General features: G+C 71.7%; 20 protein-coding genes and 1 pseudogene. 14 read left to right on the top strand and 7 right to left on the bottom strand.

The genetic code is table 11. The features are described 5' to 3' along the window. Window positions 1-25: 25 nt before the first annotated feature. On the top strand, window positions 26-763 hold the full coding sequence (locus ADL12_RS21475) for a VOC family protein (protein WP_062704295.1): 738 nt from the start codon (window positions 26-28) through the stop codon (window positions 761-763). An 84-nt stretch (window positions 764-847) separates the two neighbouring features. Here ADL12_RS21475 and ADL12_RS21470 read toward each other — a convergent pair whose 3' ends face one another. After that, a complete protein-coding gene (locus ADL12_RS21470; RefSeq protein ID WP_062704294.1) occupies window positions 848-1627 on the bottom strand; it encodes an alpha/beta fold hydrolase in 780 nt (259 codons plus the stop codon). A 180-nt stretch (window positions 1628-1807) separates the two neighbouring features. Between ADL12_RS21470 and ADL12_RS21465 the strand changes: the two genes are divergently transcribed. Further along, window positions 1808-3127 (top strand): aminotransferase-like domain-containing protein, encoded by a 1320-nt coding sequence (locus ADL12_RS21465; RefSeq protein ID WP_062704293.1) that lies wholly within the window; start codon window positions 1808-1810, stop codon window positions 3125-3127. On the opposite strand, the gene ADL12_RS21460 is transcribed toward ADL12_RS21465, so the two are convergent. Beyond that, on the bottom strand, window positions 3042-3959 hold the full coding sequence (locus ADL12_RS21460) for a hypothetical protein (protein ID WP_062704292.1): 918 nt from the start codon (window positions 3957-3959) through the stop codon (window positions 3042-3044). The two genes, ADL12_RS21465 and ADL12_RS21460, sit on opposite strands and share 86 nt — an antisense overlap. 237 nt (window positions 3960-4196) lie before the next feature. Next, a complete protein-coding gene (locus ADL12_RS21455; RefSeq protein ID WP_062704291.1) occupies window positions 4197-4646 on the bottom strand; it encodes a hypothetical protein in 450 nt (149 codons plus the stop codon). Window positions 4647-4772: 126 nt separating this feature from the next. Between ADL12_RS21455 and ADL12_RS21450 the strand changes: the two genes are divergently transcribed. Both ADL12_RS21450 and ADL12_RS21445 read left to right on the top strand, forming a co-directional pair. After that, entirely contained in the window at window positions 4773-5981 is a 1209-nt protein-coding gene (locus tag ADL12_RS21450) for a PP2C family protein-serine/threonine phosphatase (RefSeq protein ID WP_062704342.1), read from the top strand. 70 nt (window positions 5982-6051) lie between these two features. Then, window positions 6052-7599 carry a hypothetical protein gene (locus ADL12_RS21445; protein ID WP_062704290.1) on the top strand — a complete coding sequence of 516 codons (1548 nt, stop codon included), beginning with the start codon at window positions 6052-6054 and terminating at the stop codon, window positions 7597-7599. 152 nt (window positions 7600-7751) lie between these two features. Here ADL12_RS21445 and ADL12_RS21440 read toward each other — a convergent pair whose 3' ends face one another. Both ADL12_RS21440 and ADL12_RS21435 read right to left on the bottom strand, forming a co-directional pair. Continuing rightward, entirely contained in the window at window positions 7752-8546 is a 795-nt protein-coding gene (locus ADL12_RS21440; protein WP_062704289.1) for an NPP1 family protein, read from the bottom strand. Window positions 8547-8833: 287 nt separating this feature from the next. Beyond that, window positions 8834-9832, bottom strand: a complete 999-nt coding sequence (locus ADL12_RS21435; RefSeq protein WP_062704288.1) for a ribosome-inactivating family protein — start codon at window positions 9830-9832, stop codon at window positions 8834-8836. Window positions 9833-10077: 245 nt separating this feature from the next. On the opposite strand from ADL12_RS21435, the gene ADL12_RS21430 reads away from it, so the two are divergent. Both ADL12_RS21430 and ADL12_RS21425 read left to right on the top strand, forming a co-directional pair. Beyond that, window positions 10078-13884 carry an nSTAND1 domain-containing NTPase gene (locus ADL12_RS21430; protein ID WP_062704287.1) on the top strand — a complete coding sequence of 1269 codons (3807 nt, stop codon included), beginning with the start codon at window positions 10078-10080 and terminating at the stop codon, window positions 13882-13884. A gap of 198 nt (window positions 13885-14082) precedes the next feature. Continuing rightward, window positions 14083-14739 (top strand): hypothetical protein, encoded by a 657-nt coding sequence (locus tag ADL12_RS21425; RefSeq protein ID WP_062704286.1) that lies wholly within the window; start codon window positions 14083-14085, stop codon window positions 14737-14739. Between the two features lie 27 nt (window positions 14740-14766). Here ADL12_RS21425 and ADL12_RS21420 read toward each other — a convergent pair whose 3' ends face one another. Next, on the bottom strand, window positions 14767-15198 hold the full coding sequence (locus ADL12_RS21420) for an ATP-binding protein (RefSeq protein WP_062704285.1): 432 nt from the start codon (window positions 15196-15198) through the stop codon (window positions 14767-14769). Between the two features lie 86 nt (window positions 15199-15284). Here ADL12_RS21420 and ADL12_RS21415 point away from each other — a divergent pair, with 86 nt between their 5' ends. From ADL12_RS21415 to ADL12_RS21385, 8 genes and pseudogenes are all read left to right on the top strand, one after another. Then, a complete protein-coding gene (locus ADL12_RS21415) occupies window positions 15285-16133 on the top strand; it encodes a helix-turn-helix domain-containing protein (protein WP_062704284.1) in 849 nt (282 codons plus the stop codon). Next, complete coding sequence (locus ADL12_RS21410) at window positions 16093-16362, top strand: DUF397 domain-containing protein (RefSeq protein ID WP_062704283.1); 270 nt, start codon at window positions 16093-16095, stop codon at window positions 16360-16362. The genes ADL12_RS21415 and ADL12_RS21410 overlap by 41 nt, the downstream gene beginning before the upstream one ends. Before the next feature lie 117 nt (window positions 16363-16479). Continuing rightward, window positions 16480-17130: a Uma2 family endonuclease gene (locus ADL12_RS21405; RefSeq protein ID WP_079052190.1), complete on the top strand. Its 651-nt coding sequence runs from the start codon at window positions 16480-16482 to the stop codon at window positions 17128-17130. Between the two features lie 247 nt (window positions 17131-17377). Beyond that, a complete protein-coding gene (locus ADL12_RS21400; RefSeq protein WP_062704282.1) occupies window positions 17378-18727 on the top strand; it encodes a helix-turn-helix domain-containing protein in 1350 nt (449 codons plus the stop codon). An 89-nt stretch (window positions 18728-18816) separates the two neighbouring features. Continuing rightward, window positions 18817-19026: pseudogene (locus ADL12_RS50740) on the top strand (permease); the annotation flags it as partial. Next, window positions 19023-19724 carry a TIGR03943 family putative permease subunit gene (locus tag ADL12_RS21395; protein WP_062704281.1) on the top strand — a complete coding sequence of 234 codons (702 nt, stop codon included), beginning with the start codon at window positions 19023-19025 and terminating at the stop codon, window positions 19722-19724. The pseudogene ADL12_RS50740 and the gene ADL12_RS21395, both read left to right, overlap by 4 nt. Window positions 19725-19920: 196 nt before the next feature. Continuing rightward, window positions 19921-20664 carry a GAF and ANTAR domain-containing protein gene (locus ADL12_RS21390; protein WP_062704280.1) on the top strand — a complete coding sequence of 248 codons (744 nt, stop codon included), beginning with the start codon at window positions 19921-19923 and terminating at the stop codon, window positions 20662-20664. A 30-nt stretch (window positions 20665-20694) separates the two neighbouring features. Next, entirely contained in the window at window positions 20695-20970 is a 276-nt protein-coding gene (locus tag ADL12_RS21385) for a ribosomal protein L7/L12 (RefSeq protein WP_062704279.1), read from the top strand. Window positions 20971-20998: 28 nt separating this feature from the next. Here ADL12_RS21385 and ADL12_RS21380 read toward each other — a convergent pair whose 3' ends face one another. Next, complete coding sequence (locus ADL12_RS21380) at window positions 20999-21850, bottom strand: hypothetical protein (RefSeq protein ID WP_062704278.1); 852 nt, start codon at window positions 21848-21850, stop codon at window positions 20999-21001. Window positions 21851-22250 lie beyond the last annotated feature (400 nt).

The raw sequence follows: 22250 nt of genomic DNA, 5'->3' as shown, positions 1-22250 counted from the left end.
GTCGGCCGCTTCTAGGATCTGCGGCATGGCAACAAGACTCGTGCAGATCAACATGAAGGCCCAGGACGACTCCGTGCTCGGCCGGTTCTGGGCGGAGGCACTCGGTTGGGGCGTCGACAGCGAGGGGCCCGGCGTTACCAACCTCGAACCCGTGGATTTCGCCTACCCCGACCCCGTGGCCGTCTGCATCGACATCGTCGCCCGCCCGGAAGCCAAAACGGTGAAGAACCGGGTGCACCTTGATCTGGCCACCACCTCGACCGCCCATCAGGCGGAGTTGGTCGCGCGCTTGAAGGATCTCGGCGCGACGCTCGCCGACGTGGGTCAGGGCGACGTCCCCTGGACGGTCATGGCCGACCCGGAGGGCAACGAGTTCTGCGTCCTGGAGCCCCGCCCGATCTACCAGGACACCGGGCCGATCGCCGCGGTGGTGGTCGACTGCACCGACCCACGAGGGATGGCCCGGTTCTGGGGCCAGGCGATGGACTGGACGCTGCACGAGGTCACCGACGACCACGCGTCCATGCGATCCGCCAAAGGCGTCGGCCCCTACCTCGAGTTCCTCCGCACCCCGGACACCAAGAGCGTGTGGAACCGCGTCCACCTCGACGTCTGCCCCTACCCCGGTGACGACCTGGAAGCAGAAGAAGCCCGACTGCGCGCCTTGGGCGCCACCGTCCCTGGTATCGACCAGTCCGCAATCTCCTGGACGGTTTTGGCCGACCCGGAAGGCAACGAATTCTGCCTCCTTACTCCTCGCTGACCTTGAGCAGCGGCTCCGGCCGGTTTCGGGCTCCGGCGGCGAAGATCAGGGCGTGGCCGTTTTCAACGAGCCCATCGCGACGAGTTACCCGTCCACCCGCCCCAAGAACTCCCCCAGCACCTCGTTGAACTCCCCCGCCCTCTCCAGGTTCGGCATATGCGCCGCCCCCTCGATCACCCGCAGCGTCGAGTCGGGAAGCGCGGCGTGCATCGCCTCCGCGTCCGACACCGGGGTGTAGGCGTCGTCCGCGCCCACAACGACCAGGGCGGGGACCGTGACCCGGGTCAGCAGGGCGCGATAGTCGGGGCGTTCGGCGCGGCCGCGCAGGGCTGCCGCGGCGCCCTCGGGGGGCGTTGCCGTCATCATGCGGTGGACGTGGGCCTTGACCTCGGCGTCGGCGTACGGCGCGACCATCTTCTCCAGTACCTCGTCGGCGTATCCGCGCATGCCCTCGCGCAGCAGCCGGTCCGCCATGGCGCCCCGTGCCTGCTTGCCCTCGGGCGTCTCCGGCGCCGGGAAGGTGTCCGCGAGGACCAGGCCGCGGATGCGGTCGGGGAAGCGGTCGTAGCACTCCATGACGATCTGGCCGCCCATCGAGAGGCCGGCGAGGACGAAGGTGTCCACCTTCAGGTCGTCCAGGAGGGCCTCGATGTCCTCGGCGAAGGCGGAGAGCGGGGTGATCCCCGGTACGACCGGGGAGGCGCCGTAGCCGCGCAGGTCGGGGGCGATCACGCGGCGGGTGGCGGAGAACGTCTCGATCTGCGGGGTCCACATCGTGCGGTCGAAGGGGTGGCCGTGGACCAGGACAAGGGGAGTCAGCGAGGTATCGACGCCTTTGTCCTCGAATGCGAGGAAGGGGCTCATGTGGTCGACCCTAGATCGGCCCAACTCCTCGGTGCAATAAGATCTTTGCCCTCGGTGCAATGCCGGGATGCCGGGATGCCGGGATGCCGGGATGCCGGGATGCCGGGATGTCGGGATGCCGGGATGTCGGGATGTCGGGATGCCGGGGTGTCAGGGTGCAGAGTGTCAGGGGGATGGCTCGTGGACGACTATCGGCGTCTCGCCGACCGCATAGCCGACGACATCGCCGCCGGACGGCTGGAGCCGGGTCAACGTCTGCCTCCGCAGCGGGTGTTCGCGCGGCGGCGCGGGATCGCCGGGTCCACGGCGGGGCGGGTGTACGCCGAGCTTGTGCGGCGGGGACTGGTTGTCGGCGAGGTCGGCCGCGGCACCTTCGTGCGGGCCGCTCCGGCGGGGAACGGGCGGGCGCTCGTCGAGGCCGCGACCGTGGCGCCGGTCAACCTGGAGCTCAACTACCCGTCCGCGCCGGGCCAGTCGGAGCTCCTCGCCCCGGCCCTCGCACCGCTCCTGCGCCCCGACGTGCTGACCGAGGCCCTGCGCCCGGCCGCCGCCACCGGCACATCCGCGGCCAGGGAAGCGGCGGCCGCCCTGCTCGCCACCCCGGGCTGGCACCCTGCCCCTGACCGGTTCCTCTTCACCGGCAACGCCCGCCAGGCCATCGCCGCCACCCTCGCCTCCCTCGTCCGGCCCGGCGGGCGGCTCGGTGTCGAACCGCTGACGTATCCCCTGGTCAAGGAGATCGCCGCCCGGCTCGGCGTCACCCTGGTCCCGCTGGCGGCGGACGAGGGCGGGGTGCGTGCGGAGTCGGTTGCCGCCGTGCACCGCAGTGCCCCGCTGTCCGCGCTCTACCTCCAGCCGGCGCTGCACAATCCGACGTCCTCGACGATGAGCGGCGAGCGGCTGCGTCAACTCGCCGCCGCCGTGCGCGCCCTGGACATCCCCGTCGTCGAGGACCGCATCTGGTCCTTCCTCACGGACGACGACCCCCTCGCCGCCCACGCGCCCGAACTCACCCACGTCGTCGACGGCCTCTCCAAGCGCGTCGCCCCGGGGCTCACCGTCGGCTTCGTCGTCGTGCCGCGGGCGCGGGCCGGGGCGGTGGCGGCGGCCGTACGGTCCGGGGGGTGGAGTGCGGGGCGGTTCGCGGTGGAGGCGGCCGCGCGGTGGATCGGGGACGGGACGGTGCAGCGGCTGGTCGCGGCGAAGCGGGCGGATGCGGCACGCAGGCAGCGGATCGTCGGCGAGGAACTGCGCGGATTCGCCGTACGGTCCGATCCGCGCGCCTATTTCGCCTGGTGGGAGCTGCCCGCCCCGTGGCGCGCGGACACCTTCACGGCCGCCGCGGCCGCGCACGGCATCGCGGTGACGCCCGGACCCGCCTTCGTCGTCGACCCGAACCGCACCCCCGACGCCGTCAGACTCGGGCTCGCGTCGGCTGCCGAGCCTGATCTTCGGCGGGCGCTGCGGACGCTCGCCGGCGTCGTGCGAGGAGCTCCGTGAGCCGGCAGATGAGGGCCACCGTCAGGCCGAGGGCGATCAGCAGCCAGGACACCGTGCGCAGGGTCTGCGTCAGGGCGTCGTAGACCGCGCCCGCGGCCGGGCGGTGGGCCGCCTCGGACAGGTCGGCCAGGGTGAGCCGGCGGCCGATCGCCACCGCCAGCGCCAGGAACGCGCCGCCGAGGGCCGTGCCCAGCGCGGTCGCCGTGACCGCGCGGCGGCGGCAGGCGGCGACCGCGATGCCGGCCGTGGCGAGCACGCCGGCCGAGACGGGCAGCCAGAAACCGGCGACTTCGAGCACGTCGTACCCCTTCCGGAGCCGGTCCAGTTCGTGGGCCGGGAGCACGGGGACCTCGGTGTGCTCGACCGGGATGCGGTGCGCCAACGAGACGTGGTCGTCGATGAGTTGGTGCTTGACCTGGGCGGTGATGGGGGCGATGTCGACCGTGACCGTGCGGTCGCGGCCGTCCTGGAGGGCGCTCAGTACGGCGTCGTGGAGCGCCCTGTTGCCCGCGTCCCACGCCGTGCGGAAGGCCTCGGTCCGGGTGAACGAGCGCACCGCGTCGTGCACGAAGGGGCGCACGGTGCGCAGCTCGGGCGACGCGGGGGATTCGGCCAGCCTGCGGTCGACCTCCTGCGTGATCCCGGCCCCGACGGTGTCCGCGACCGCGCCCTGCACGGCCGGATCCGCGGCGAGCGGCGCCATCGCGGTGACGTACCGGCCGGTGTCGGCCAGCCCATACGTCACCCAGGCCGCCAGCACGCCGAACGGTGCGAGGAGGCACGACAGGGCGATCAGCGCTGCCGACAGGGCGTTCCGCAGACGGGTGAGCACGTCTTCAGGCAAGGGTCATCGGGGCGGGCGGGCCAGTGCTGTGCCTGCAGACGGCGGCACTATTGCGCTCTCCGGTGGAGCGTTCACCCGAACGGGTGTCTCATGGATCAGAGGAGCAAGGAGCGGAAGGACAGCTCCTGGTTCCGTGGGTGGATGAAGGGGAACGGGTCGGCCCCGGCTCCAGTGGCGGCCGGGGCCGACCTGTGCCCCCGTCTGTCCGTGTCCGCGTCGTGTCCGTCAGCCGATACGGCGGCCCTGGGCGTCCTCGTGGGTGTAGTAGCGGTAGAACAGCACGGCGAAGAAGACCGCGCCGATCACCAGCCCCATGAGCGCCGACCTGAGGACGGTCTTGTCGGTCTGGCTGTACAGGAACCCGAACGCGCCGCCCGCGAAGGAGGCCCACAGGATCGCGTGCACCTCGCGGATCGTGCGTTCGGCGACCCAGCGCACGGCGACGTACAGCACTATGAACGCGGCCGCGGTGACGAAGCCGAAGAGCAGGTTCCAGCCGGTGATCTCACCGCCGGAACGCCGGTTCGCCGCGGCCCAGTAGCCGTAGACGAGCCCCAGGACGATCGGTACGGCCACGCTCGCGACGCGGTGCGCCCGCGCGCTGAACACGTCGGGCAGGCCGCTCGTGCCCGTCCTTGCAGTCCGCCCGCCGGGCGCGGGTGCCGCATGAGCCATGAGAGCACTCCTCTCTCTCCTCGCCCCCGCCATCCAGGGCACACCTGAGGGCGGCCGTTCGGCAAGTCGTGGGGGACCCCGGGTACCCGGATGCGGCTCGTCGAACGCCGTGTTTCGCTGAAGCCCATGAGGGCCGTAAGCGACGGTGGAGCCGGCCCGCAGGGCGAGGCGCGTCGGCCGCAGCTGCTGCGCTTGCGGGGCCGTAGCGTCGCCTGGGTGCCGCCGCTGCTGTTGCTCGTGGGCATCGTGGCGGTCGACTTCAGGACCAGCAGCGACTTCAGGATCCTGTCCTGGATCGTGCTGGTGCCCGGTATCGCCGCCGCGATCTGCGGGGTGTGGGGGACGGCCATGTTCGCGGTGCTCGCGCCCGCCACGTACGTCGCGGCGGACGCCGTCCTTCCGCACGAGTACCAGGCCGGCCTGCCCGACCTCGTCCTCGCCGGCATCGGCGGTGTCCTCGCCACGCTGGCCTGCGTGGTCCGGGTCCGTGGCGAGCAGCGCATGCTGCACATGCAGGACGTCACCGAGACGGTCCGCCGTACCGTGCTGCGTCCGCTGCCTGCGGGTTGGGGCGGCCTCGACCACGCGGCGGTGTATCTCGCGGCCGACTCCGAGGCCAGGGTCGGCGGCGACTTCTACGACATCCAGACCGGCTTGCACGGCACGCGCGTCATCGTCGGCGACGTCCAGGGCAAGGGGCTCGGGGCGGTGGAGGCGGCGGCCGCGCTGCTCGGCACGTTTCGCGAGGCCGCCTATCACGAGGCGGATCTGACGACGATCGCCGTGCGGCTGGAGGTGCGCATGCAGCGGCACATCCGTATGGGTAGGGCGCTCGGCAAGGAGGAGGGCGACCGGTTCGCCACCGCCGTCCTGCTCGGCTTCCCCGAGGAGCAGCGGGACGCCATGGACGCGGTCGTTCTCGGCCACGAGACCCCGCTCGTCGTCTGCCCCGACGGCGTACGGTCCCTGCCGCCCGACCACGGCCTCCCCATCGGCTACGGCGGGCTCGCCCCCGCCGACGGCCCGCCGCCGGTGCTGCGGGTGCCCCTCGCTCCCGGCGAGACGCTGCTGCTGACCACGGACGGCGTGACCGAGGCCCGGGACGGCGACGGCACCTTCTACCCGCTCGCCGACGAGGTCGCCGCCGCCGTCGCGGCCGACCCGGGACTCGCGCAGCCGCGGCGTCTGGTCGCCTTCGTGCGGGAGCGCACGCTGCGGCACTGCGGCGGGCATCTGGAGGACGACACGACCGTGTTCGCGGTACGGCGGGGAGCGGGGATGCGGGGGGACGGGATGAGGGGGAATGGGGGCGGAAATGGACGTTTGCGGTCCTGAGATCCCCCCTTTGCAGCCGCAGCGGTTACGGTGCTGCCGTACGTGATCGACGGGGGATGGGGAGGGACCGATGCCCGGAACCGTGCTGCTGCTGGCCGCCGCGCCGGCGGGCAGGGGCTGTCTGGTGGACGCCGCCTCCGTGCTCCCCGTCCTCGCCGCGGTCCCGCCCACGGTGCTGTCCGGCACGGACACGGCGAACGTCGTGGAACTCGCCGACCCCCTGGAACCGCAGGCCGTCCTCACCCGCCTGCGCGCCGCCGCGGCCGCGCCCGCCCCGCTCACCGTCTTCGTCACCGGCCAACTCCAGCTGGACCGCCGCCAACACCTGCCCCACCTCGCGCTGGCCCGCACCACCCCCGCGACCGTCCGCTACACCGGCTTCCCCTGGCACTGGTTCCGCGAGGAACTGCGCCTGCGCGCACCGGGCTCGACCACCCTGCTCCTCGACCTGCACGCCGACGCCGAGACCTGGGAGTGGCTCCTCGCCAACCCCCTCGACTCGGGCCGCAACACCACGGTGTACGGCCGCATCGCCCCACCGCCGAACCGCCGCACGGTGTCTACGCCGGCCTACATGAAGGCCGTCGCCACCCTCCTCCGCAGCGGCCACCGCCCACCCCTCGACCAGCTGCACCAGCAGGCCCTGTCCCGAATCGCCCCCGACTCCGGCCCCGGCACCGACATCATCCTGACGGCCCAGGGACCGGCGCAGCTTCCTGTGCCGGGTTCGGTGGCGGGTGGTGGGCAGGGTTCTGTGCCGGTCCCGGTGGTGGGTTCCGTGCAGGGTTCTGTGCCGGCCCCTGTGCCGAGTTCTGCGTCGGCTTTCCCGTCGAGTGCTGCACAGAATCTCCCGCCGAATCCGGCGCAGAGTGCGCCGCAGGTCTCTGCTCATAGTCCCGTGTCGGCTTCCGTGCCGGGCTCCGTGGCGGCTTCCGCGCTGAGCTCTGCGTCGACGTCCGCGGCAAGTTCCGCGTCGGCTTCCGTGCCGAGCTCCGCGCAGGCTTCCGCGTCGACTTCCGTGCAGAATCTCCCGCCGATCCCTGCCCACAGCCCCGCACCGACTCCTGCACCGACCTCTGTTCCGACTTCCGCGCCGCCGAGCCCCGCATCGGCTCCCGCGCCGGCCTCCGCACCGACTTCCGCGCCCACCCCCACGCCGGCTTTCGCGTTGAGCCCTGCGCACAGCGCCCCGCCGAGTGACCCGCACGCCGACGTCGCTGCCGCTCTCGAGGCCGGGCGGGCCGGGGAGGCTGATGCGTTGGCTGCGCATCATGAGCAGGTTGCCGTGCGCAGTCACGGGCCCTACTCCGAGGAGGCCCTGCACTGGATCGAGGTCCGGGCGGATCTGGCGATGTTGGCCGGAGACTCGGTGCGCAGTTGCCGGACCTGGCTGACGGTTGCCTCGGCTCGGCTCTCCGCGGGGCAGGCCCCGGACACGCCCGCGGTGGAGTCCGCGGTGGATCGGGCCCACCATCAGTGGGGTCAGATCCACGACACGGCGGCAGTACGCGAGCTGGGGTCCGCCCTCGCGGAGTTGAGGGGCCGGGTGCCGGGCCGCCGACGGGGCGCTCTGGAGAACGTCCATCAGCGGCTGCGGCAGCTGCAGGTCAGCGGTTGAGATGCGGCGATGCTTCGCGTCGCGGCCACGGGAGGCGATTCCTCCCTGGTGCGAACGCCGGGGCATCCTCGCCAGATGCAGGTGAACAGGGGAAGCCCCTGGCGGGACTGGGGGGGTGTCCCGCCGGGGGCGGCTCGGGCTCGGGCCGTGCGTCAGAACGCGGGGATCGCGCTCTGGGCCCTGGAGTCGGCGTCACGGGCCTTGTTGATGTTGCTCTGGAGGTTGCCGGTCAGCGGGAAGTTGGCCCGGCCCCACTGGGAGTTCCACAGGGCGTTGCGCGGAGCGTCGGCCATCCTCTGCATGGTGACCAGGGCCGGCTCGTCCCAGCCGCCGTTGCCCCAGGCCTCCGGCCTCTCGCCCCACTTGGCGAAGCGGAAGGCGTGCGTGCTCGCGCCGTCCTTGTGGTAGACGATCTCGACGCGGTTGCCGTTCATCGGCACCTCGTTGATCGGGTGGGTGCTGTAACCGCCGTGCCGGGAGGCGGCGAGGAACCGGGGACGCTCCTCGCCCTGCTTCTGGAAGACCACGACGGACTCCCAGTCGTGGCGGTGCCCGAACGCGTCGGCCCCGTTCAGGGTCTGGTCCTTCTCGAAGTAGAGCGCGTAGACGTACGCGCACCACCCGTTCTTGCACCATGACTGAGAGTACGTGTTGGCTCTGCCGAGGTGGTTGTCACGGCATCCGCCGGTGATCGACCCGGAGTTGTTGAGGCCGCCGTTGAGGTTTCCGTTCGCGTCGACCGCCGCGGCGGGGAAGCAGCTGTCCCCGTCGTAGTCGAACAGCGGCATGTACTTCTGCTGGAACGTGTCCGCGTTCCACGGCAGCGGGTTCAGGACGGCGGCGTTGGCGCTGCCCGTCAGGCCGGCGGTCAGCGCGGCGGCGCTGCCCAGGACGAGGGCGGCCTTGGCGAGACGGGATCTTCTGCGGGGCTTGGCCGACTGGGACATGCGGGGTTCTCCAGTTGCTCGGTGTGCCGGGGGTCCGACGGATCCGGTGCCGGGGAAACCGGCGGGACGAGACCGAGACTGGGGCGCGGAGAATTGATCAGCGGCACGTTTGACCAGGGCGAACAATTCCTCTCGGGGTTTCGGAGGGATGTTCGCGGCGGCGTCACCGGCCGGGCTTGTCGCGTCGTCCGCCGTTCATCCCGCGTTGCCCGAACGCCGAGCGGCCGCCGACGGAAACAGATCCGTCGGCGGCCGTCGCTTGTTTCTGGGTCAGCGGCTGCCGTGTGTCAGCGGCCCTTCGCCGTGTTCAGGACGTAGGTCGCGTACAGGTACGCGGCTTCCAGGATGAGCCTCGTGGGGTCGCCGAAGATGTCCCGCCGGTATCCCACCAGCGGGTGGGAGTCCCGGGTCACCCGCCCCTGGGCCTGGTCCTGGTGGACCAGCTGGTTGAAGTGAGAGCTCAGGGTGCCCCAGTCGTTCTCCAGCTCGGCGTACTCGCGGGGGATGTAGAAGGTGCCGTCGACGCTCATGACGGTGGCGATCTGGTCCCGCATGAGCCGGAAGCGTACCGACTCGGAGATGAACTGGGTCATCACCAGGACGCCCCACGCCATCTGCTCGTCGCCGTGCCCGTTGTACAGATTCCAGACCGCCGAGTTGACGGTGCCCCGGCTGATCCCCAGGCCGGCGCGCGGTCGGCCGGTGATCCGCTCGAGATCGACGTAGTTCTCGCCGAACCTCGTCTGCTCCTGCACCTTGGACTTGCGCCACTTGCCATTGTCCCAGCGGGCGGACTCCGCCTCGTAGGGCTTGTCCTTCTTGTTGGTCTTGGTCGCATCGGTGTCGCGGGCACCGAGGTAGTGGTAGGTGTTGTACTTGTCCCACCAGCCAATGAGGTAGAGGTCCGAGCGGCGCAGGTTCAGACGGACGGTGGCGTCGTTGCCCCACGCCTGGACGTCCACGCGGATGTACGCGTTCGTCGACTTGGGGTCGACCCAGCTGGGCGTGTGGTCGACCCGGTAGCCGCCGGCGTTGCGCACGCTGGTGCTCCCTCCGTCGTTGACGCGGCCGCGGATCGAGTCGATGAAGCGTCTGTAGGCCGCCGTCCCGTCGGTCCCGATCCGGAAGGTCGGATTGCCGTCGGCCGCGCTCGCGCTCTGCAGGACGCCCAGCGGGCCCAGCAGGGTGGCGAAGATCGACAGCAGCAGGGTGGTGACGACCGACGCGACGGTGACCCTTCGGGCCCGGCGGCCAGGTCTTGCTTCGATGACGTCTGAGTGCGACATGCGCTGCTCTCCCGGTGACTCGGTGTGCCGGATGCCGGCCTTGCCCCACCGACGCTCGCAACCGGAACGTTGATTGCCACGTCCCTTTTGTCAGGTCAATCAATTCCGTGGGTGGAAGCGGGTTGATTGACGTCACATGCGGTGTCACCTGTCCGTCACCTCGGGTCCATCAGGGCGTTACGGGACGGCTCGTATGGTCATCGCTCCTGATGCCGCTTTCGTCAGTTGTACGGAGGTACGTACGTATGGCGCGTCCTGAGAGACCGGTGGACCCGAACGCCGGCCCCGTCCAGCGCCTCGCGCACGAGCTGCGGGAGCTGCGCCGGGCCGCCGGCAGCCCGGCGTACCGGCGTATGGCCGAGACCGCCGGCTTCTCCGCGACAACGCTGTCGCAGGCGGCGGCCGGCGAACGGCTGCCGTCCCTCGCCGTCGTCCGGGGATACGTGCGCGCGTGCGGCGGCGACCCCGGCGAGTGGGAGGCTCGCTGGAAGGACGCCGAGGCGGAAGCGGCGGGGACGGCCCGCGAGGACGCCGAGGACGCGCCGCCGCCCTACCGGGGGCTCGCCCGGTTCGAGCCGGCCGACCAGGGGCTGTTCTTCGGCCGGGACCGTCTGGCGGAGGAGCTGCTGCGGCTGGTGTGCGGGCACCGTTTCGCCGCAGTGTTCGGTGCCTCCGGCAGCGGAAAGTCGTCCCTGCTGCGGGCCGGTCTGATACCCCGGCTCCAGCGGGAGATCGCCGACCGGGGTCGCCCTGCCGTGCTGCGGGTCCTGACCCCGGGGGACCGTCCGGCCGACACCTACGGTCATCTGCTGACCCCGGCGCAGGACGCGCCGGAGAGCTGGGTGGTGGTGGATCAGTTCGAGGAGCTGTTCACCCTGTGCCGGGACCGGTCCGAGCGGGCCCGGTTCATCGACCTGCTGCTCGCCGCCCGCGACCCCGGCAGTCGGCTGCGCGTCCTCATCGCCGTACGGGCCGACTTCTACTCCCGCTGCGGCGAGCACCGGGGCCTCGCGGACGCGCTGAACGGCGCCGGGTTGCTGGTCGGGCCGATGACTGCGGATGAGCTGCGAGAGGCGGTCGTCAAGCCGGCCCAGGAGGTCGGGCTGCTGGTGGAGCGGGAGCTGACCGCGCGGATCGTGGAGGAGGTCCTCGACGAGCCGGGCGGGCTGCCGATGCTCTCGCACGCCCTCCTCGAAACCTGGCGGCGCCGCAAGGGCCGGCTGCTGACCCTCGCCGCGTACGAGGCGGCGGGCGGCGTGCACGGCGCCATCGCCGCGAGCGCCGAGGAGGCGTACGGGAGGCTGACCGCACCCCAGGCGGACGCCGCCCGGCGCCTGCTGCTGCGGATGGTCGAGCCCGGCCAGGGCACCCCCGACACCCGGCGTCCGCTGAGCCGGGCCGAGCAGGAGGAATGGGCGTCCCCCGACGTGCCGGCCGTGGTGGAGCGGCTGGCCCGCGCCCGGCTGCTGACCGTCGACGAGGAGGGCGTCCAGCTCGCACACGAGGCGCTGATCAGCTCCTGGCCGCGGCTGCACGGCTGGACCGAGGAGGACCGCGAGCGGCTGCGCCACCACCGGCGGCTGACCGAGGCCGCCCGCGTCTGGCTGGAGCACGACCGTGACCCCGGCAGCCTGTACCGGGGCACCCGCCTGGCCCGGGTGGAGGAGCTGTTCCCCGACCACGAGCACGACCAGTCCCTGACCGTGCCGGAGCGCGAGTTCCTCACCGCCGCGCTGGACGCGCGTGAGGCGGAGCGCCGGGCTGCCGCCCGCTCCACACGCCGGGCGCGGGCCGCGGTGGGCGTACTGTCGGCCGTTCTCGCGGTGGCGCTGGTCGCGAGCCTGGCCGCCTGGACGCAGCGCCGGGACAACGAGCGCCGCCGCACCGACGACGAGGCCCGCCGTATCGCCGCCGTCGCGGACGCCCTGCGCACGACCGACCCGCGCACCGCACAGCTGCTGGGCGTCGCCGCCTGGCGCGTGTCCGAGCTGCCGGAGACCCGGCGGGCGCTGCTGGGCTCGCTCGGCCAGCAGGAACTGGACTCCTTCAGCGACCCGGCACCGGGCGACGGCCCCTCCCGCCATCTGACGGACTCCGGTCGCACGCTGCTCAGCGTCGAGGGCCGTACCTGGCAGACCTGGGACGTGGCACGGCACCGCCCGATCGCCTCGGGACGGCTGCCGGAGGGCGGCAGCGCGTTCGCGGCGAGCCCGGACGGGCGGCTGCTGGCGATCCATGGGGACGACGGGGTACCGATCTGGGACACGGCCGCCGGACGGTGGTTCGGTGACCGGCTGCCGAAGTCGTCCTTCGTGGACTTCGCCGCGCGCACGTACACCGTGAGCAGCATGGACGACTTCCGGGTGCAGGTGCGGTCGTCGGCGGACGGGAAGCCGCTGTTCGCGACGGAGTCGGACAGCACGGCGACGGTGGCATCGAGCACGGACGGCCGGCTGCTCGCGGTCTGCCCCCTCGGGGACGGCCCGGTTCAGGTCCGGGACCTGACGGCCGGGCGCACGCTGCACGGGCGCTGGGAACGCGTCGGCGACATCTGCGGCGAGGAGCGGTCACTGCTGACGCTCGGCGGTGGCGAGCGAAGCGAGATGGGGGTCCCCCCGGCCGAAGGCCGGGGGAGGCTGGCCGCACTGACCGGCAGCGGGGTGCACGTCTGGGACGTCCGGTCGGGCGAGCAGCTGGCCGACATCGCTGACACGGGAGTGAAGTACGCCGCCTTCAGCAAGGACGGGAAGTTCCTGGCGACCGCCGACGCGGAGGAGGTCAGGGTGTGGCGGCTCGGCGTCGACCCCGCCGGCCCGGTGTTCCGGCACCCCCTCAACAACCAGCACATCTACGGCGGTCTGGCCTGGGACCCCGAGCGCCCGGTGCTGCGCTATCTGGAGGCCGGCACGGTCCACTCGCTGGACGTCACGACGGCCGTGACGTCCGCCTGGCAGGACCAGCCCCTGGACAAGGTGCTGATCAGTCCGGACGGCCGCACCCTCGCCACCGCCCGCCGCACGAGCGACACCTACCGCTTCGAGCTGAGAGACACCAGCGACGGACGGCTGCTGAGGACGCTGCCGGCCACGCCGCTCCCCGTCTCCCGCGCCCCCTCCCGGCCGGTGCTCCCGGAGGACACCTCCCCGCTCCTGGCCTTCGCCCCCGACGGCAAGACGCTCGCATACGGCGTCTCAGCGCCCGGCTACGAGGCCTCCCCGCAGCGCCTCACGCTCTGGGACGTCACCCGGGGCCGGGTCCGCACGACGCTGGACCTGGCGACGAAGATCTCGGCCGGGGCGGTGATCACGATCGCCCTCGGCCGGGACGCCCGAACGCTCCACCTCACCCGCACTCCGGCCGTCGGCGAGCTGAGCAACGAGACCTGGGACGTCACCCACCACCGCCGGACAGCGGTCGTCCCGGCCCTGTCCAGCGCCCATCTGGCCGTCCGCCCCGACGGCCGTCTGCTGGTCGGCGACAACCGCACGGCCGCCCTGCCCGGCGGCAAGGCCATCCCACGCGACCTCGTCCGGGGCGACGAGATCGGCGCCCTCGCCTTCGCCGCGGACGGCTCCCGGCTCGCGGCGGGAGACCAGACGGGCCGGGTGGCGCTGTGGGACGGCAAGCTCCGGCAGCAGGAGGGAACCCTGCCGAACGTCTTCCCCACGCTCCCGCAGAGCATGACCCTGGCGATCACCGACGACACCTCCGAAGCCGTCAGCGCCCTCGCCGTCAGCCCCGACGGCCGCACGCTGGCGGTGGGCGGCGAGGCGGGAAGCCTCCAGCTGTGGGACATCGCCACCCAGCAACCACTCGGCGACCCGCTGACGACACCGGGCGAGGCGATCGACACGGTGGCCTTCGCCGCGGACAGCGGCACGGTGTACGCGGGAAGCGCGCACGTGCCCCTCCAGCGCTACACGATCGATCCGTCGCGGGCGGTTGAGTCGGTGTGTACGCGGGCGGGAGCGGGTGACCGGGGTGGTCTGACGCGGGCGCAGTGGCGGACGTACGTGCGTGATGTGCCGTACCGCAAGGTGTGCGCCGACTGACGCGTCCGGCATTGACCGGCGTTGATTCGCCTGGTGAGCGGCGATTGATTGGAGTGATGGAAAGGGTGGCTGATCAACTCCCCGGGCCGTGACGATCGTCCCGTCGCTGCCCCGGTCCGAACTCCCCCCATCGGCCGGGGCGGCGGCGCGACCCGCGACCAGACCAACGGGTCGAGGAATCCGACGGGAGAACCACCCATGAAGATCCTGAAGTCCGGCCGCCGCCGGATGGCCATGCTGGCACCCGCATTCGCCCTCGCGCTGATCCCCTTCTCCACGGGCACGGCCAACGCCAACACCAGCCCCGGCTGGGGCGACGACAGGCCCGACGTGATCTGGGACTGCAACAACGGCAAGACCGACCTGTGCCAGTACCACGAGGTCAAGGCGTGGACCCAGCTGGGCAAGCGGCGTCAGGTCGGCAACCCGGTGTACAACTGCACGGGCCAGAGGGACGTGGACGTCGAACGCTGGTGGACGACCTCCCGCACCACCTCGTACTCCTTCCAGCGGGAGACGAGCGTGTCGGTCAGCGCCGGCTTCTCGGACAAGCTTGAAGCGGGCGTGAGCGCCAGCTCGTCGCAGACCGAGAAGTGGGAGGTGGGCAGGACCAGCACCACCTCCAACAAGCTCACGGCCCATGTCCGGCCCGGTATGGCCGGCGGGTACTGGTTCGCACCGTACTGGCGCAAGTCCCAGGGCTGGATCGAGGTCCACTACGGCAAGCGGAAGCACGGCCACTACTTCTGGTACTACCCGGGCAGGGGCTCCACGGGCGTGGAGATCAACACGCCGGTGTTCAACTCGGACGGCGAGATGAAGGGCAAGTGGTACTGGGCGACGTGGAAGTGCTGACCAGAGCCGAGTCGGCGTTGTCCGGCGCTATTCGGGTCTCTTGACGTCACACTCGAACCAGACGGTCTTGCCGGGCCGGTCGGTCAAGGGGACCCACCCCCACCGGTCCGTGACGGCCCCTACGATCATCACTCCACGCCCGTTCTCGCCGAGCTCGTCCACAGCTGTGGACAACGGCGGGAACGGGCTCGTGTCGGTCACCTCGACACGCAGCCCCCGCTCCTCACCTCGCCGCAGGATCAGCACCGCGGCGCGCCGGTCGGCGGTGTGGCGTACGACGTTGGCGGTCAGCTCGGTGAGGGCGAGGGCGGCGCAGTCGTACAGGTCGGCCATCTCCCAGGCGGCGAGATACACGCGGAGGATGCGGCGCAGGTGCCGGGCGGAGTGCTCGCCCAGGGCGAAGTCGGTGCCGTACCTGGCGCCAAGTCCTGGCTCCTGCTGGTCGGTTACGTGATTCATGCCAGCAGCGTGGAGTCATGTGGTTACTCTCGGCTATAGACCGAAATGAACGCCGCGCCGCGTTCTGACCTGGGGGTGACCGCCGCATGCCCAACATCCGCCAACTCGACCCCACCGCATCGCCGTTGGACTACTTCGGTTTCGAGCTTCGCCGGTACCGGGAGTCTGCCGGGATGTCCCAACAGGCGCTCGGCGACTGCATCTTCTGCACCGGGTCGCTGATCGGCCAGATCGAGACCGCCCACAAGGTGCCGACGCGGGAGTTCGCCGAGCGGGCGGATGCGGCGCTGATGACGGACGGGTGCTTTTCGCGGCTGGTCGGGCTGGTGCTGCGAAGCCAACTGCCGACGTGGTTTCAGGCGTACGCGGAGATGGAGGCGAAGGCGACGTACATCTCCAAGTACCAGTGCCAGCTGGTGGACGGGCTTCTCCAGACGCCGGAGTACGCAGAGGCGCTGCTGAGCTTCGACCATGCGGACAAGGCCGAGGAGATGGTCGCGGCCCGCATGGACCGGCAGCGCATTCTGCAGCGGGAGCAACCGCCCGCGCTGTGGGTCATCCTGGACGAGTCGGTGCTGTTGCAGACTGTGGGCAGCCGCCAGGTGATGCGAAAGCAACTCGGCCGCCTGTTGAGCTTCCGGGACGACTCGTGGGTGCACATCCAGGTGCTGCCGTTCGACGTGGGCGCCCACGCGGGGATGATGGGCTCGTTCAATCTCCTGCGCTTCGATGACGACCCGGACATCCACTACAGCGAGAGCTACGACCAGGGGCACATGACGGCCAACCCGCAGGTCATCAGGGAGCGTTCGGTCGGTTACGCTCGCCTTCAGGCCGCTGCCCTCTCCGAGCGGGAATCGGCGGCCCTGATCGCCCGCGTGATGGAGGAACGCTATGGAGACCAGCCAGCAGCTGAAGGCAGCGGCGTGGCGTAAGTCCAGCTACAGCGGCACCAGCGGCGGCGATTGCGTCGAATGTGCCCCCCTCGGCGGCGCCGCATGGCGTAAGTCGTCGTACAGCGGCACCAGCGGCGGCGAATGCGTCGAGGTCGTCGACCTCACCCCCCACATCGCCGTCCGCGACTCCAAGGACCCGGACGCCGGCATCCTCACGCTCTCCCCGGAGGCGTACCGCGCGTTCGTGGAGCACGTCGCCGGGTCCTGACCGGCCCGGACCGAGCGGAAACGTAACAGCACACTCGTTCGAGTGAACGGCTCCGGATTCCTTGTGTGAGCTCCACGTCTACCCTGGGAGGGTCGCGTCGAGCGAAGGAGGTTTGTCATGGCGGTGGCGGAGCCGATCATCGTGCCGGGGTATCAGGGCGAGGCCATTCACGGTCCGTATGACGACCCGGACGGCGACAGCGACGCGGACAGCGGCGTGACCGACAACTCGGATTCGAGCACAGAGACAGCCTTCGAGCGCATCAGTGCGGCGGCCCCCAGGGGCTGGCGCGTGGAGTTGATCGAAGGGGAGATCCACGTGACGCCACCGGCTAACGGGGAGCACGAAGAGATCGTGTCAGAGCTCAGTGGCCAGGTCCGGGACCATGACAAGGGATCGGGCCGCTACACAGGCATTGGTCTGAACGTCCCCGGCGCCTCCGAGAGCGGCCACGTCATCCCTGATCTGGTTATCGCCCCCAAGGGCAGCTTCGGCGACCAGGAGGAGTGGCACGAGCCGTCGGGCGTCGTCCTGGTCGCCGAGGTCACCTCCAACAGCACCGCTGCCCGCGATCGCGAAAAGAAGATGCACGGCTACGCCCGCGCCGGCATCCCCGTCTACCTGCTGATCGACCGGGAGGAGGCGGAGGTCACCGTCTACTCCGACCCGTCCGGCGACGATTACGCCAAGAGCCCCAAGTACAAGCTGGGCCTCACCGTGCCGTTGCCCGCCCCACTCGGGTTCGAGCTGGACACCGCGGAGTTCTGAGCCCGCTCCGCGTCCTGGGCATGAAGGACTGACGCCCGGGCTGGGCCCGCGTTCGCCGCCAGAATCAGCGTCGCCACGGCGATCACCGCGGCGGCGAAGCCCCGGGTGTAGCGCTCGGTTGTGCTGGTGCGTTCCTGCACGGCGACCTCGCAACAGCCATGGGTTAAACGTGCTTAATACTCGGTTTAACCTAGGGTCGTCGGGCTCGAACGGCAAGAGGCGCAGGGCGAGTTGGGGGCATTGAGCGATGTCGGACCGTGACGACCCGGAGACCATCGGGCGAAGAGTGCAGCAGTTGCGGGCCGACCGCGGACTGACGCAGAAGCAGCTGGCGGAACCGGCGTACACCCCGGCCTACATCTCCACCCTGGAGGCGGGCCGCGTCCGCGCCTCCGACGACGCGTTACGGCACATCGCCGAGCGGCTCGGCGTCGCCTTCGAGGAACTCGCCACCGGGCGCCCCGCACACCTCGTCACGGACCTGCGCCTGCGGCTGACCGAGGCCCAGCGCGCCCTCGCCACCGGCGATGCGGAGGCGGCGGCCGGGCAGTACGCCGCGCTGCTCGCGGAGGCGCAGGCGCACGGCTTCGCCGAGGAGCAGGCGGTCGCGCTGCTCGGACTCGGTGAATGCGGCATCGACACCGGCGAACTCGACTCCGCCCGACGTCACTTCGAGCGGGCCGAGCAGGTGCTCGCCGAAGCCGACGCCCCACTGCCCGCCCGGGTCCCGGCCCTGCGCGGGAGGGCCGTGTCCCACTACCTCGCCGGGGAGCTCCGCTACGCCGTCTACCTCCTCGAATCCACCCTCGACGAGCTGAACCGCGGCGGCCTGCACGACCCCGACGCGCTGCTCCTCCTCTACGCCAGCGTCATCGGCCCCTACATGGACATGGGCGTCCACGCCCGCGCCGCCCAGGCCGCCGAGTACGCCCTCGCCCTCGCCCCGCAGGCGGCGGACCCGGCCCTGGTCGCCCGTATGCACCGGTCCGTCGCCCGCACCCTCCTCGCCGAGGGGCGGGTCGCGGAGGCCGACGCCTCCCTCGCCAAGGCCGCCGAGCTGTACCGGCAACTCCAGATCCGTACCGAACTCGCCAACTGCCACTGGATGCGCGGCTACGTCTGCGCACAGAACGGCGAGCTGGAGCGCGCCGAGGCCGAACTGCGCGAGGCCCGCTCCATGCTCACCGCTCAGCGCGCCGCCCTCTACACCAGCCAGGTCGCCGTCGAACTCGCCGACGTACTGCACCGGCGCGGCAAGTCCGACGAGGCCGCCGCCCTCCTCCACGAGGTGCTCAGCCACCTCAGCCCGGAACGCGGCGCCCTCCACTCCGCAGCCGCCCACCGCCTCCTCGGCATCATCGCCGAGGACGCCCACGACACCGAGACCGCCGAGGAGCACTACGTCCGCGCCCTCAGCCTCCTGGAGCGCGCGGGAGCGGCCGGCGACCTGGCCGACCTGTGCCGCCTGCTGGGTGACCTGCTGCGCCGCACGGGACGGGTGGAGGCAGCCCTGGACGCGTACCGGACGGGCCTGGGCCACCGCACGGCCCCAGGCACCACCACCCTCGGCCCGGCCCCCGCCCAGCCCCCTCTGTGAGCACCGCCCCTGCGCAAGCCCAGCCCCCTGCGTGAAGAACCCAGACCACCCGCAGACCGCCCGGGTCGGCCTGCGTCCCGCCCGCCCCCAGCGAGGCGGACGCGTTCGTCGCCGCCTCACTGAGCGGGTTCCCGCCGACCGCGCGGCTGGCGTTCATGGTGGTCGGCCCGATGGTGGACCTGAAGCTGATCGCCCTCCAGGCGGGCACTTTCGGACGATCCTTCGCCCTGCGGTTCTCGTCCGTGACCTGGGTGGTGGCCGTGGTGAGCAGCGCGCTGGTGGGGTGCTGGCTGCTGTGAGGCGCTACGGACCGGCGGCAGTGCTGCTTCTGACGGGCGCGGCGATCCTGCGGATCTCGCTGTTCAGCGAGCTGTATCTGCGGTACGTGCAGGCGGGACTACGGCCATACCTGGTCGTGTCCGGGTTCCTGCTGGTGCTGCTGGCGGTGGCCGCGGCGGTCGTCGGGCGACCGAAACAGGAACCGCACGCCGAGCAGGGCCGGCACACAGAGCACGGCGAGCACGACGAGTCCGGCGACGATTCCCACGCCCACGATCAGCACGGCGGCCACCATAGCCCCCGCCTCGCCTGGCTCCTCACCCTCCCCGCCCTCGCGCTCCTCCTCTCCCCGCCGCCCGCCCTCGGCTCGTACAGCGCCGATCGCGAGGCCGCGCAGCAGGCGGCGCAAGGGGTCGGGGCCTTCCCCGCGCCGGCGTCCGGGAACCCAGTGGAGCTGACACTCGCCGAGTTCAGCTCGCGGGCGATCTACGACAGCGGACGGTCGCTGGCCGGCCGCACGGTCCGGCTGACCGGCTTCGTCACCCGCGCCGGCGACGGCACCTGGTACGTCACCCGCCTCCTCGTCGCCTGGGTCGCCGTCACCGGTACCTGGCACCCCGAGGGCGCGCCCGGCACGGACGAGGCGTGGCCGCCCGTTCTGGACGCGGCGTCGGTGCGGCGGGTCGCGCAGCCCGCGAAGCCGTACGAGAAGCGGTGACGCGCCGCTCGCAGTGGTGGCCGGTCGAGCCCGCGCGGCTGTAGCCGCGTGTTCGACAGCCCCGCGCCCCCCGGGGCTACCGGGCCGCCGGGTTTCGCGGGGCGCGCCACGGGTAGTCGGGCGGCGTCCGGGCGAGTGGTGGAACGGCCACCCGAGAGCCCTGGATCCAGCAGGCCGCTCTCATGAGGAGGCTGCCGTGCGGCCCAAAGACGGTCATCGTGATGAGCGGGGACGAGAGCGGACCGGTGCCGCGGAAGCGATCGCCGACGGCGTACGCGGTGTCGGACCCAGCGAGATCCCGGCGCGGCTGTGCGATGTCGCCGTCGAGCTGCTGCCCGTGACCGGCGCGAGCGTGTCGCTGCACAGTGACGGCATGCCCGTGCAGCTGGGCGCCAGCAGTGCGCAGGCCGCGTATGTGACCGAGATCCAGGCCACCTTGGGCGACGGCCCCTGCCAGTCCGCCGCGCAGAGCGGTGTGCCCGTGCTGGCCTGCGACCTGACGGCCGGGCGGGACGTACTGCGCTGGCCGGTCTTCGCCCAGCAGGCCACGGCCGCCGGGGTGCGGGCGGTGTACTCGATGCCGCTCGGCAGCGACACGGTGTGCGTCGGCACGCTCGACCTGTACTGCGACACCCCCGGCGACCTCAACGGCCGGGACCTGCGGACGGCGCGGCTGGTGGCCGCGATGATGACCGTGGCGCTGATGGCGCTGCCGCGCGCGGAGGAAACGGGCGACCCGGGCGGCGAACGGTGGCTGAGCGGCCTCGCCACCGACCACGACCAGGTCTACCAGGCCGCCGGCATGATCATGGCCCAGCTGGGCGTCGGCACGGACGAGGCGCTGGCACGGCTGCGGGCCCACGCGTTCGCGGGCGGGAGTACGGCACTGGACGTGGCACGGGACGTGGTGGAACACCGGGTGCGGTTCGACCGGGATTAGGTCCTGCGGGCCCTTCTAAGATCGTCGACCATGGACATAGTGGGTCTCTTCTTGGTACTGGCCGCGTTCGTGGGCATCATCACCATCCAGAGCAGGATTTCCCAGACGGATCAGCGGGTTGCCCGGGTCGAGCGCAAACTCGACCTGGTTCTTGATCACTTGGGGCTTCGCGAGGAGGAGCCACGGATGGACGAGGTCCTCGCGCTCCTGCGGAACGACAAGAAGATCCAGGCGATCAAGGTCTATCGGGAGATCACGGGGGTGGGCTTGAAGGAGGCCAAGGACGCGGTCGAGCGTATGGGCTAGTGCAGAGCGCATGGTCTGACACAGGAGGTCAGACCTCCACCCGCCCCCGTTTCCTGACCTCCGCCAGGCGTTGGGCGCCGAGCTCGACGGCGGCCAGGGTGGCGTCGCCCGGTACCTTGCCGAGGCCGCCGTTGGTGACGGTGATGGCGTCGTCGCCGACGCGGACGGCGGCGACGTGGAGGGTGAGCGTGGGTGTAGGTGCTTCCTCGCCCTCGTCGTCGCTCTCGTCCTCGCCCTCGCTCCCGTCCTCGCTCCCGTCCTCGCTCTCGTCCTCGGAGACGCCGCTGAGGACGATGTGCAGGCCCCGCCGGGCGTCGCCGACCTCCGGCATCTGCGCCTCGCCGACCTCCACGGTCATCAGGCCGCCGCGCACGGTCCTGGCCATGAACTGCCCGCACGTGCGCGGCAGGCTGCCCAGCCACTCCAACGTCCGGTCCACCTCCGCGGGCCGATGGGCCACCACCTGGTAGCGCAACTGGGCCTCGTCGTACTCGTCGTCCAGACCGACCGAGGCGCGCGTACGGGCGTCGGGCCCGAACAGCTCCTCCGCGTACAGGGCGTCGAGCAGCCGCCGGCACTCGGCCGACTCGGCGCTCGCCTTGAGCATGGCGTCCCGCCAGGTGGCTACGCCCCGGGTGGGGACCCAGGGTTCCCCGAGGTCGGCCTCGGTGATGAGGGCGGCCCGGGCCTGCGCTTCGGTGAGGGTCGGGGCGGCAGCGGGGGTCGGGGGCCCGGTGGCGGTGGCCGCTGGGGAGACCGCGGCGGGGGCGGCCGGGACCGCCCTCTCCGGTCCGGCGAGGGAGCAGGCGGAGGCGGTGGTCAGCAGGGTGGCTGCCGAGAGCGTCGAGGCGACGACGGCGCGGGCCGGGGGACGGGGCATCGCGGGCCTCCTGGGCTGGGGTCAGGCGTGCGCTCAAGGTCGGGTGCGTGCTCTTAAGGCATCACCCCGGGAGTACGACCACCAGCGCGCCGAGCCGTCCGGGTGACGTGGGATCGCCGCAGAGGTTTTTCGCCCCCGCCGCCCCTACCCGTCCCATCCCCAGGGGGCTCTGCCCCCTGGACCCCCGCTCCTCAAACGCCGGAGGGGCTGAATCGGCCCCCGGCGTTCGAGGAGCGAGACCACACCGTCCCTGGCCCCACCCACCCGCTGAGGGCTTCGCCTCTGAGCGCCGGTCCGGGCATTTCAGCCCGTCCGGCGTTTGAGGACGAGGCCCGTTCAGGGCCGAAGCGGGGGTCTGGGGGCGGCAGCCCCCAGGGACGGGACGGGTAGGGGCGGCGGG

Source organism: Streptomyces regalis, assembly GCF_001509475.1.
Classification (GTDB): domain Bacteria; phylum Actinomycetota; class Actinomycetes; order Streptomycetales; family Streptomycetaceae; genus Streptomyces; species Streptomyces regalis.
This window is presented reverse-complemented; position numbering and strand designations above follow the sequence as displayed.